Origin of the sequence: Sinomicrobium weinanense (genome assembly GCF_018863395.1) — a bacterium.
Lineage (GTDB): Bacteria > Bacteroidota > Bacteroidia > Flavobacteriales > Flavobacteriaceae > Sinomicrobium > Sinomicrobium weinanense.
This window is the reverse complement of sequence record NZ_JAHKRR010000001.1, coordinates 294424-305923: the sequence shown is the minus strand read 5'-3', so window position 1 is coordinate 305923 and position 11500 is coordinate 294424. Positions and strand designations below refer to the sequence as shown.

Genomic DNA, 11500 nt, shown 5'->3' with positions numbered 1-11500 from the left:
GGTACGAAAAAAACGCCCCCCACACTTCTGTTCGATGGGATAAAACGACCAAGCTTTAACCCCGTCATAGTTCCGAAGAACATTTGACGTCCACACAAAAGTTTAACGCGAGAGGCGTCCGCCAGAAAGGCATCACAAAGATACTCATTTCTGGCAATGCTGGACGAACTCACGGTCGACTCGTGTGGAAATGCTTGGTCTTTTTTTCGAACGAGCAACATCGTTAGTTCGCTCCCATTATAGGAGTAACAATATTTTATGGGCTGATTAAACCCGTATTAATCACATCATCAATGGTTTAAAATTGATCTCACAGCAAATATAAAAAACATTTTCCAATAAACCAACATGTTGGTTTAAAAATTTGAAGTTTATGCATAGAAAAAAGACTATAATCGAAACAAAATTTAAAGAAATGTCCTATTTGGACTATCTTCTTATCTTACACATCAAACAACTTCGGGAAAACCGTGAATGGACTCAACAAGATTTGAGCGAAGAAATGGGAGTAACGAAAAGTTTTGTAGGTAATGTTGAGTCGTTTATCCAACGTCATAAATATAGTATCAGACATTTGACACTTTTAGCAAAAGCGTTTAAGTATAAATCGGTATCGAAACTTTTCGACTTTCCAACGCCAAAATACGACAGGGTACGTTTAACATTGAAAGTCACCATTACCCTTAAAGAAGATGGTAAACCAGGGAGTAAGACTGCAGAGGTAATAAAAGAGGAGCCGGTTTAGAAATGGGTAGTGGGTGATTTTGCGACTGCATTCAGGACAGTTGATATGATAACTTTAAAGCGTTAATAAAAATATCATTTTCTATTACAAAAGTGTCTGTTCATAAGATCGCAAAACTTGAAAAGGCAACATCAGTATTTTCCCGAAGTCTTATAAAAAATAAAGACTAACTTCGTTTTAGAATATGTTCTTTGATTCCCTTGTCGGATATGGCAAAAATGCCCGAAAAAGAAAGAAGATAGAAACCAAATTGAAATTCCTTTGCAATTATGGCCTTTATCATAGTAGTATTCGCAATATCTGATTATTCATTATATACAGGATGGATATTTCTCCTGCTGGGAATAATCCAGTTTGTTGACTTATACAAAAATATGTATTTGAAATATAAAAGAATACGAAAGAACGGGATAGAAACAACCGGAATTGTCACCGGGTATACCGGAACCTTAAACATGTACTATCCTATCATAAAATATCAAACTATGGACAATTCCTGGGTTACAGCTGAGTATCGGCACGGGTTTAACTTTAAAACCTATAAACCGGGAAACAAGGTCCTTATTAGATATAATCCAGACAGACTACAAGATATTATTATCGTGTCGGACTTCCTTAGAAGCATTACTCCCTGGATTACTCTTATCTTCTCTTTATCAGTTATCACTGCCGGAATCTATATTATAATCAAGCAAGGCGGTTAAGTTAAGTCCTGATATCAGAGAATTATTCTTCCATCCCTGCTATTTGCCCATTTATCCTGACTACTTCAAAATCTTTCGCTCCCTGGGGCTTATGCAACATTACATAGATTTGATAAATAGACCCCTGATCTTTATTTTCAGTTGTTAAAATACACTGTCCTTTGTATTTTCCTGTACTTTCCAACGTCACCACCCGACCATTTCCCATAATTCTAAGGTTATAATTTTGAATAGGGGGTACCAATCCCTTTAGTGAACTATAGGAATCCAAAAGATTGGTCGTATATTCTTTTTTTTCATCTTCTGTAAAGTAATTGGCTGTAAAGTATTCTTCATTACATTTTTTTATTTCCTCCATAAAACCAGCCCCATTCCCGGAATTTAATAAATCCCGCAGTTGCCTAAATTTAGCTACTACCTCTTTTTCCAGTTCCTTTTCGTCCCATTGAGTCAAATCTTCTGAATTTTTCCAGCCCTGAAGCTCAAAAGGCAGATTGGTTTCAAATGTCCATTTGTGTTCTATGTAAGGGACGCTATCCTTAAGTTCAGGAAAACTCAATTTCTTTACAACCTCAACTTCGTAATTTTCATCTGGTTTAACATTGTGTATGGCAAGGTTTTCACTTAATCTTTTTACCTCGTTGGGAGTGAGCTTGCCTCCCCTTTCCACAAACGGATGCATTAATTTAATCCTTACGGTTTGCTCTCCATCATTAAGAATATAGTGATTAATAAATTCCGGTCCGAATGCTCCATCCTGCAAATCAATATCCAAGACAATATCGTTAATCATAATTTCAGAAGGGACTGAAAATTCATATTCTATAGCGTATTTATTTCCTGTTTTCATTGTACTGTTATTGATATTTTCTTTCTGGCCTTCACTTCTCTTGCAGGCCAAAAATAAAAAGCATACGAATAATATTGATACGATTCTATTTTTATTCATTATTCTACTTCACCTTTATTTTTTATTACATCAAATGTTTTATTTACATCGGGCAATAACTTTAGATCTTTATCTGTTCCCTTATATCCCATTTTTATCTTTATTTTAAGATTAACTCCAGAAAAATAAAAATCAGATTCGAAATTATCCTGTCTACCAAAGTTCTTACCCAAAGTCAAAGTTACAAAAGACTCTGCCTTAGCCTCTATTCCCAATTCAAATGCTTTTTCTTTAGCGTCTCTGGTTCGATGATTTCTAAATTTTCTACCTTTTTTATCCAGAACATTATACTTAAAACTTGAACTGGCCACTATTTCTCCTTCCAACCTTCCCTGTAAGGCAATAGTTCCATCATACTTTTTATCCTTAAAATGATAGTTCACTCGTGCTGGCGTATTTTCATCATCCTCCGAATCGGCTCCCACCAGGAGGATTTTTGCCGTTAAGGAAACATATAATTCATAATTTAACTCAACAGCTCCTCCACTTAAAAAATTGGCAAGCCATGATGCTATGTCCAATGCGTCAATGATAGCTCCCCAGGGTTTAAATTTACTTCCTAAAGCTAAAATATCCAATTTTACATTGGCTCCTATAATAGGATCAGCTATAATCCGCCCTTCTAATGCATAACCCGCCTGGTAGTTATCAGTTAATCCATAACCAATACCAATACCCGCTCCGACTGCAGGAGCTAAAAGTTCAAAACTCATGGGCAGTGCATTAAGTCGGGCCATTAAACCACGATTCGCACTCCTTTTTAGTCGTGCATCTTCTTCCTTGGCTTCTGATATATTGAAATCATTATCTATTTTATTTACAATCCAAAGAAGAGGAGCCAACATTTTACGGTATTTTTCCGCAAACTTATCTCCCAGTTTAAATGTGCTTCCTCCATTGATCTCACATTCTACATAAAGCCCAAAACTGGTCTTTCTCCCTACATCACGCTGTAGTTCACTAGCAACCAGGTTATCCAATATCTCTTTTCGCTCATTATTGTTACTGGTGTTGACATCTCCTTCATTAAAACCGCTATAATAGTCTTTTAATTCTGTTGTTCCTTCGTAGTATAATGGCGAATCAATATTATAATTGAAGTTAAGTACCCATTTCATATCCGGGTATACATGTAATCGTACCACTTGGCTTGGATACCTGCAGGTATGGACAGGAATATAATAGGGTTGGTATAGTTTTTCTCCTTTTATAGCCCTGATCAGATATCGAACAACCCATATATTTTTAAGGTTTTCATCAAGAATGCCATTTTTTAATGCATCGGTCTTATAGGCTAAAAAATCAAGAACCTGGTTATCATAGCTTTTGTTGTAAGGATATTTCAGGTATATCTCAATACCGTTGTCCAGAAAGCTGTATTTACTTCTGGAATCTTCTGTTACATCATCCTTTTTTCCTTCTTCCAGCCATTGTTCTGTAGCATCTTGTGCTATCCCTATTACTTTTTGTATAGAATCATGTTTTTCTCCTTCACTTTTCAGACATTGTACAGGAGTCCCGGCATGTTTGAGTTTGTCCAACGTGATAATTACTGTTTCGGGTTGCTTATCCCCGGCAATGACTCCATAAACCAAATGTGTATCGTCTTTAAATCCGTTTTCTCCTTCTTCGTTAAAGATGTCTATTTCTTCTTTATCACCAACTTTTAGTTTTATAGCCGTATACTTACAAGGTTCTATGCCAGGCACTCCATAGCTTAGATCAGCAATAGCTGCCATTTTATCACCTACTTTGGTTTGCCGGCGTTGTAAAATATCTGCCTGGGTATCCCAGGGGACCAGAAAGGTATTAGTAGTCCTCATTTCGTCCCCAATTTTATTTTTTTGGTAAACGGAGGCCAACATCAATGTCCCTTTATTTATCTGTTCGGCCAGGTAGTGGTATTGTTCGGGTGTAGCAAAGTCCTGTGGATTGGCCCTGTTATAACTCACCAACACCATTTGGCCGTTAGGAGCTTGCATTTCTTTCCCAGCCTTACTTCCATATTTTATTTGTGTAAGAGCCTCGTTGGTCAATATGCCTACGGGTAATTTTTCATCCGGCTTTTTCTCTCCAGTTGTATTAGGATTATATTCCAGGTAAGGTTGTATCTTGGCGTAGAACTCTTCCCTGGTATTGGGTTGATGACCTATTTTATCCCTCCACTCTTCCTGTACCGGGAGGTCAATCCTTGTCAATCCGTTAAAGGTCACCGGGTCGCTTTCGGAGTTTTGCTTAAAAGTCAGGGTATCGGATACAGGCTGGTTATTTTTGGCAGCATATACAGTAATTTCAAATAATCCATAATTGTGATAGTCCAGGGTTAAATCCGGAAGTCTGTGTGTTTCCAAGTATAACGGAATGGTTTCGCCATACCTAACTATATCTTTTTCTCCGGAATACACTTCCTTTTTTGGGAAAACCCTGTGATTACCTGCATCGAATCCGGCCTCCATGACTTCTGGATCGTCTGTAAAAATGACGTAAATTCCTTTGGGATTGGTACTCTCCGGGTATTCGGCCTGGTACACAAAAGCTTCGAGCCAGTACAATTTTCCCAGGTTTTCATTTTCATTTCCGGTAATCCTAACATATGTAGTCGTAGCATAGTCCCGTAAACTTTCGCCATGCTTCAGGTCAATCGGTACTTTTTTTCCGCTGGACCAGGAACGGTATTGCCAGCTTCCGTCTTCGGTTTCCGCAGTACCAAATATCCATTTGGTCTGCTCGTTGGTTGTCCGGGCATTTTGCGTGGTATCTGACAGTACAGTGGTAAGAGGAGCGCGTTTGCCTCTTTCTACAATCAAAAGTTTGTGTAACTTGCCATTGATGAGCACATCTTCCTTTAAGGTAATACCTTCCGTATTACTTCCTTCTACAAGTTTTATGGTTTGGATGCCTAAAGACATTTTTATTCCGATTTTAGTACTATACCTTCAAAAGGGCCAACATTACGCAGCTTTTTTATCTCTACCAGGGGATTCAGTTCCTGTTGTACTTCTTCGTCGGCTTTTTCCATGTTTCCGGGGCTTACTGCCGCTACTTGCCCGGTAGTCATAAACTCTACACAAGGACTGCCACCCACGGCACAGACGGCCTTACTCTCTTCAGTCAATATCATACCTCCATTCTTCAGGGTAACCTTGTCATAAAACTTCTGCCACTGGGTAATGGCCGGTTTACAAGGGTTATTGTTCATCTTCTTGCAGGAACCGAAGGTGCCAGCCTGAAGAGGGCTTCCTAAATCCATTGTATTTCCCACCAGTTTTTGCGAAAAACTGCTGTCGTTGATATAATATTTGTCCTGGCTACTCACTTTCAGGGTGTCCGGTGCGGTGCCAAATTTGCACTGGCACAGCGCCCCCTGGCATACCAGATATTTTTCACTGCTCATCGTTACATATTTTAATCCCGTTCGGCCAAATGATAGGCTTCCATAGAAAATGATCTTTTTCCCCTACGCTCCGAGTATAGCTCTCCACGCCCCACTACGGAGTGTAATATCCCGGTATCTTTATACCATTGGTATTGAATTTCAATATTTCCTGTGCTTCTGCCTTCGTTGATCTGTAACAAGTCGTCCTGTTGTTCTTCGCCTGCCACCATTTCTCCTTTCTGCGTAACCCTGAGGGTTCCGTAAGGGGTATGATCTTTCTCTGCCACCTGGCTTACATTAAATGTTGCTAACGCTTTGTCCTTCTTTACCGGAAGATATATTTTTCTTTGTACAACTTCTCCAAGGGTCCGGTTTATAGCACAGGATTCCATAAACAGGCTTACAAACAGTTTTTTTTGTACAGACCGGGCAAACAGGGCTGGGTCGTTTAATGTTTTCTCCATATACTGAAGATATTTCTCTACCACATCCCCACTATAACTTTCCATGACCCGCTGCTTCACCTCATCATACTGCTTTAATGATCTTTCACGGCTCTTTATAATATTTTTACTCCCTGTTTTTTCTATAATCAATGGATAGATAACCTGCCCCAAATCATAGGCCATCCTTTCCATAGTGGTTTGAATACCTCCGGAATTTACAAACATATTTTTTCGGTGCAATACGAACTGCCATCCCACATCCAGCTTAGTATAGCTGATCTCCATTTCGAATTGCAGGGTAGTTTCTTTCTGCTTATCTCTTTGGATTTTCTGCCTGACCCCATATGCTTTTTTTATATTTTCCAGGACCACCTTATAAAACCGGAATTAAAACAGGTTCACTTTATCATTGCTTTGCACATCCACCGATTTTTCTGAAAACAGGGTCATGTTCTTAGCTGTACTGCTTACGGCAACTTCTTCAGCAGTGTGTTGGGTTTTCCTGGCATTAACAACAATATTTTCATCAATTATTTCATTTTTATTCCGGGCCATGGTATTATGGTTCTCCATAGCACTGTCACTTATATTTTTGGCACTATTAGTAATCTCTTCTCCAGCTTTGGCCTTGATATTTTCATGGGCATTCAACTCAATATTTTTTCCGTTCAACCGAATAGTTTCCGGCGCAGTAACATCGATATTGCCTTTCCCGTCCATAAACCAGGTATTCCCCGAAGGGTCCTCGATAAAAATACTTCCTTCGGCATCGTTCATCTTTATTTTGGTACCGCTACGGCTATGGATCACTTTCAGGTCGTTATTAGCCGTGGCATAACCGCTTTTCTGGCTGCCGTTATACATGGTTCCTACGATATATGGTTTTTCAGCATTGCCGCCTTCATAGGCTACCAGGACCTCTTCACCTATCTCGGGGATAAAATAAAAGCCTTTGCTGCCTCCTCCATGGGGTTGTGTCATACGTATCCATGGGCTTTCATAATCCCAGTGAAATTTGACCTTTACCCGGCCTAAACCTTTGGGGTCGTTGTTATCGGTGACCACGGCAGGTTGGGTTTCTGCCACGGGAGGGGTCAGTACATTGGTGTAAGGCGGAGCTTCTACCGTATCGGGGACGCCGTGAAACTCATTGCTGTAATTCCCGGTTTCGTCGCACACGTGGGCTATCGAAGTGACGTAATAGTTGCCAAAGGATTCTTCTCTTACACCATCCGCCAGGTCCCCGGTCAGGGAAAACCTGGGTTCTTTGACATTGACGATATCTCCGATACGCAACCCTGTTTCTGTGGAGATTCCCTTAGCAGTAACCAATCCTGATGCCTTACCCTGCAACTGGGTCTTTACCCTGTCATGCAAATGGCTTTGAGCATTGCCTGCGGTGATCGGGTGATGATAGTACATGGCAGCTCCATTATCAGGGAAAACCCGTTTGGAAGTCTGAAGCATGGCCTGGGCAAGTCCCTGGCTTTCATAGTTTATTTCCCCCGAACTCATTTTTTGGGTTTGTGCTGCTTCCGGATCATATCCGGTATATTGAAATCCCAAAGGTTTTATCCCCATATGCCGTTTAAAATGGGTCACATTCTGCCCGTATACCAGGGCAAAAGATTGCGATTGCGGTTTTCCGAAAACCAGCTCGGCTCCGTTATAATAAAACCATTCTCCCTTTTTCTGGGCCATACGGCACAGGAAACCAAAATCACTCTCTTTGTATTGTACGGTATAATCCAGGGCCGTATCCCGGTTGATCTGCATCTTCAGGTTCATACTTTCTTTGTGAGAACCCATGGTATCTCCTATAATGGCTGAAAATTCCTTATTGATATAGGACCGGGTATTGGCTACTCCATCCATTTTTATCGTGGGGCTGGTACCGGAGATCACGATTTCCCCGGCTGCACCCTTACTCCGGTCAATATCAACATCCGTGACGAGGCCTTTAAAGTTTAGCCCGGTATTGGAGCTCTTTATGTTTTTGGGTTCTATCTTTATATGAATCTGCTGCCCGACATATTCCTGGGCCTTGTCTATAGCCCCGGTAATAAAAGCCTTCGGAAGCGGCTGTCTTACAAAAAAAGTATGATGGGAAAGCAGGCCCTGTTTTATCCCAAGCCTGGAGAATTTGGTGATCGGTTCTCCGTTTATACTGATCCTGATACTGGTTTGAATCGCCATAGTCCGTTTTTTTGTAATCTCAAGTTTGTTTTGATATACCCTTCCCTTATTAAAGATCTTTTAGTTGGGCGTTGAATCTTTCTTGTTCCACCTGTCTTCAATCCCTTTTTGCCGGAGCACCTCCGGGTTGGGGGTCCTTTTCGGCTTTGTCTTTAACTGCATAGGCTTTCCTTTTCCGAAACCGTGTTCCGGAAATGTCAGGGTCCATTTTCTTTGCTCTATTTCTTGTTGTGTAAAGGTCTGGCTATAATAAATACCTTTACTTTTCAGGCTATCTTCAAGGTCATAAGTATTCAGGTTTTGAATCCCCTTCCCGGAATAGTGGTTTTCCAGGGAATCCCTATCCTTTTTATACATCACATTAACCTGTAAAACACCTGTGGTCCCTTCTTTCATTATACGCTCCCAATGGCGGTTTAACAATTCCAGGGGGAGAGTGTTGTTCGCAGGTATTTCATTATAGGTACAGGGGATTCCCTTAACATCATTTTCATCCCTGAAATATATGCTTTCAACCAGTAGGTTTTCGGGGCTTTCATTTTCCATAACCAGTTTGGTGTCTGCAAAATCACAACTACCCAGCAGAAATAAAACAATACCAAATGTTAGTATGTGTATAATTCTCATAGTATTATTTATTTGGGGAATACAGCCTCTTGTTTCCGGTCCAGGCACCTCCCAGAATATCAGCCCTTTTTTCGGTTTCGGAAGAATGATGATCCCTTGTCCTGTCTATAGTGGCCCTTGTAGCACTATAAAAACTCTTTAGCCCTATTTCTTTAATATAGGCCGATTTATCATAATTAAAATGATGCTTAAAATCCAGGTAATGTCCATATTCATGATCCAGTGTGGAAGGGCCTTCCATTCCCGGGTTCGTAAAGATAACGTTTCCGAGGGTAACAGCCCCGTTCATGTGTTCCGAACTGTAAATCCGCACACCGGGATATTTCTCCTGATCGGATATAATTTTCACTTCGCCCCGTAACGAAAGGTACTGCATTAAAGGTGTGGCCAGACTGGATATGGTATGGTCCTGGTCAAATTCGTCCGGAAGCTCTGCATTGGACAGATCAAAAATAATAGCAAAATCTCCATTAGGTTCATTAAACTCACTGGCATCATAGTATCCGTTGAAGTTCGTACTCCCGTCATTATTATACGTGTAATGTTCGTATAGGTCTTTTTCCGCATTCCAGAAATATTCGCCTGTATCGTCACGATACCAATCCAAACCTTTTACCGGAGGGCCATCAGACATTTGCTTCACTTCCTTGCCAGGCCCCACAAGGGATCGCGTATTAACGGTATGATTTTGAAATATAAAATTCAGTTCGTCTACCTCAATTCCGATACGGGCCAGGTCTTCTGTCCATCCCAGGGCATCTTCTATAGAGCGTACATTAATGTCCATAGGCATTGAATTATAAAGATAGGGGCCAGTTTTTGTCGAATCTGGAACCGTTAATATTGATTTCCTTGGCTACAATAGTAATATGTGCCCGCATGGGCAGTGCATCGTCCGAATCAAAGGCTTCTTCATATTCCACACAGTAGGCTTTCTTAAATTCCAGTCCCCGCATTTTGGACATGCCGTCCCTGCGGTAAAACACAAACTTTCCATCCCGCACCTGGCTCGGGTTCCGCATCCAGTCAAAAAGCGAAGTGCTCTTGGTCAGTTCTACCAGTACTCTTATACGTCCTCCACGGGGATCAGCCGCCGGCCTATCACTATGGTCGGTGTCCTGTAACATTGACATCCGGTATCGCAATACGACCATTTCTTCATTGTCTATGGTCAATTTCGCAAGGAAACTCATATCCTGATTGTTATCAATTGATTATCTGCAAAAATGCTAAAAATAAAGTATTATACTTTATTCATTGTGACCCGTTTTATACAAAAAAGTCACATCTCTTTGTAAAAAACAAAGATATATCCAGAATTGGTTTAGCTTTTAGGGGAAGGTAATTAAAGGGGAGGTTTTACGCTCCCCTTGTAATATTTGATTTGATCGCTTATTACAATAATCCAGGGAATGGTCTTATACCCATTCGTTGATATGTTCTCCACCGCCACTTGAGAGCATACGGCAAGAGATGGTGAAAGTTTCGGTCAAAGGATTATCTCCTCTGTGGTCGAAGTTCTCCTTGTATTTCACCAGGTAACCTTCAGTGAAATTTACTTCACGAAGTTTGGCATCGGTGTCACGCTTGATATAAGTGATTACACCGTTTTTACGTTCAAAGTTGTTGGTCATCCACTCAAAGAAGAAAGAATCTCCTGTGGATTCTACGGTAAGGTGAATGCGGCCTCCACGGGTTACGGAAGAGGGCCTTCCGGTAGCATCTACTTCCTGGGCCAAGTCATAGTTGGCGTTCAGAATGTTCACTTTCTTGCCGCCAACAGATAATGTTGCTTTAAATGACATAATACTAAAATTTAAAAATTAAGGTTAACAAATAAAAAATACCAAATCAAATATTGAGTTATAAAACAGTTTGCAAGATATTAAATGTGAATGTATTATGCAAGCATAGTACTTTAAAAAATAGATTACTCCCCATAGGATCGTAGTAATTGTCCTTTTAGAACATTAGTTCATATTGAACCATTCTACAATATACCGGGAAGGGATTAATTCTATAAGCCCTTCTTTAGCACGAAGATTTTCCATTTCCATAAAAACACTTATTTCAATAGTAGTCCGTCCATCTTCGCGGTAATCTTTGGAGCTTTCGGAAAAGGAAACACACCGGGCTTTTTTAGCTGTGATTTCCGTGTCTTTTGGAGGATATGCAGTAAAACGTATTTCTTTCTGCTCCTGGGTGTCCGACCATTGCCAAAGTACGGGAGTATCTTCAATAGGTAAGTCAACAACAAGATGGAGAAATACATCCATAATTGGTGGTATAAGTCCGGAAACAGTGCTTTAGAAGCTGAAAAAGCCATGATAGTGATTAACATATTATCCTGTTTTTTCAACGGAATTTTTCCTCTGTTAGGTTATCAAACAAATCGGTGGATATTTTTGAAAGTATATTCATTATGTATGGGATACTGTTTGATTGTATGATATATCT

Annotated in this window: 12 protein-coding genes; 2 read left to right on the top strand and 10 right to left on the bottom strand. The window is 40.3% G+C overall.

Annotation, left to right across the window (positions count from 1 at the left end):
- The first annotated feature begins 373 nt into the window (after positions 1–373).
- Both KN811_RS01300 and KN811_RS01295 read left to right on the top strand, forming a co-directional pair.
- Positions 374–745 (top strand): helix-turn-helix domain-containing protein, encoded by a 372-nt coding sequence (locus KN811_RS01300; protein ID WP_187966171.1) that lies wholly within the window; start codon positions 374–376, stop codon positions 743–745.
- Positions 746–1014: 269 nt separating this feature from the next.
- Entirely contained in the window at positions 1015–1449 is a 435-nt protein-coding gene (locus KN811_RS01295) for a DUF3592 domain-containing protein (RefSeq protein WP_187966170.1), read from the top strand.
- 22 nt (positions 1450–1471) lie between these two features.
- Here the strand turns inward: KN811_RS01295 and KN811_RS01290 are convergent, their stop codons facing one another.
- From KN811_RS01290 to KN811_RS01245, 10 genes are all read right to left on the bottom strand, one after another.
- A complete protein-coding gene (locus KN811_RS01290) occupies positions 1472–2299 on the bottom strand; it encodes a hypothetical protein (RefSeq protein WP_187966169.1) in 828 nt (275 codons plus the stop codon).
- Positions 2300–2397: 98 nt separating this feature from the next.
- Positions 2398–4950 carry a hypothetical protein gene (locus KN811_RS01285; RefSeq protein WP_216334639.1) on the bottom strand — a complete coding sequence of 851 codons (2553 nt, stop codon included), beginning with the start codon at positions 4948–4950 and terminating at the stop codon, positions 2398–2400.
- A 359-nt stretch (positions 4951–5309) separates the two neighbouring features.
- Complete coding sequence (locus tag KN811_RS01280) at positions 5310–5792, bottom strand: DUF4280 domain-containing protein (protein ID WP_187967769.1); 483 nt, start codon at positions 5790–5792, stop codon at positions 5310–5312.
- An 11-nt stretch (positions 5793–5803) separates the two neighbouring features.
- The gene (locus KN811_RS01275) at positions 5804–6592 is read right to left on the bottom strand and encodes a hypothetical protein (RefSeq protein WP_187964395.1); all 789 of its coding nucleotides are present in this window, start codon (positions 6590–6592) and stop codon (positions 5804–5806) included.
- 15 nt (positions 6593–6607) lie between these two features.
- Positions 6608–8416: a type VI secretion system Vgr family protein gene (locus tag KN811_RS01270; protein ID WP_187964394.1), complete on the bottom strand. Its 1809-nt coding sequence runs from the start codon at positions 8414–8416 to the stop codon at positions 6608–6610.
- Between the two features lie 60 nt (positions 8417–8476).
- Positions 8477–9043, bottom strand: a complete 567-nt coding sequence (locus KN811_RS01265; protein WP_187964393.1) for a hypothetical protein — start codon at positions 9041–9043, stop codon at positions 8477–8479.
- A 4-nt stretch (positions 9044–9047) separates the two neighbouring features.
- Positions 9048–9830 (bottom strand): hypothetical protein, encoded by a 783-nt coding sequence (locus KN811_RS01260; RefSeq protein WP_187964392.1) that lies wholly within the window; start codon positions 9828–9830, stop codon positions 9048–9050.
- Between the two features lie 10 nt (positions 9831–9840).
- Positions 9841–10236, bottom strand: coding sequence for a type VI secretion system tube protein TssD (gene tssD, locus KN811_RS01255; protein ID WP_187964391.1), 396 nt, complete (start codon positions 10234–10236; stop codon positions 9841–9843).
- Between the two features lie 225 nt (positions 10237–10461).
- Positions 10462–10848, bottom strand: a complete 387-nt coding sequence (tssD, locus tag KN811_RS01250; RefSeq protein ID WP_187964373.1) for a type VI secretion system tube protein TssD — start codon at positions 10846–10848, stop codon at positions 10462–10464.
- A gap of 165 nt (positions 10849–11013) precedes the next feature.
- Positions 11014–11319 carry a hypothetical protein gene (locus KN811_RS01245; RefSeq protein WP_187964390.1) on the bottom strand — a complete coding sequence of 102 codons (306 nt, stop codon included), beginning with the start codon at positions 11317–11319 and terminating at the stop codon, positions 11014–11016.
- Positions 11320–11500: the final 181 nt, after the last annotated feature.

Excerpts from the sequence above, each read along its gene's own strand:
- KN811_RS01265 (WP_187964393.1), bottom strand. The coding sequence starts at position 9,043 with ATGAGAATTATACACATACTAACATTTGGTATTGTTTTATTTCTGCTG.
- KN811_RS01280 (WP_187967769.1), bottom strand. The coding sequence starts at position 5,792 with ATGAGCAGTGAAAAATATCTGGTATGCCAGGGGGCGCTGTGCCAGTGC.
- KN811_RS01260 (WP_187964392.1), bottom strand. The coding sequence starts at position 9,830 with ATGGACATTAATGTACGCTCTATAGAAGATGCCCTGGGATGGACAGAA.
- KN811_RS01270 (WP_187964394.1), bottom strand. The coding sequence starts at position 8,416 with ATGGCGATTCAAACCAGTATCAGGATCAGTATAAACGGAGAACCGATC.
- tssD (WP_187964391.1), bottom strand. The coding sequence starts at position 10,236 with ATGAGTTTCCTTGCGAAATTGACCATAGACAATGAAGAAATGGTCGTA.
- KN811_RS01290 (WP_187966169.1), bottom strand. The coding sequence starts at position 2,299 with ATGAAAACAGGAAATAAATACGCTATAGAATATGAATTTTCAGTCCCT.
- tssD (WP_187964373.1), bottom strand. The coding sequence starts at position 10,848 with ATGTCATTTAAAGCAACATTATCTGTTGGCGGCAAGAAAGTGAACATT.
- KN811_RS01245 (WP_187964390.1), bottom strand. The coding sequence starts at position 11,319 with ATGGATGTATTTCTCCATCTTGTTGTTGACTTACCTATTGAAGATACT.
- KN811_RS01300 (WP_187966171.1), top strand. The coding sequence starts at position 374 with ATGCATAGAAAAAAGACTATAATCGAAACAAAATTTAAAGAAATGTCC.
- KN811_RS01295 (WP_187966170.1), top strand. The coding sequence starts at position 1,015 with ATGGCCTTTATCATAGTAGTATTCGCAATATCTGATTATTCATTATAT.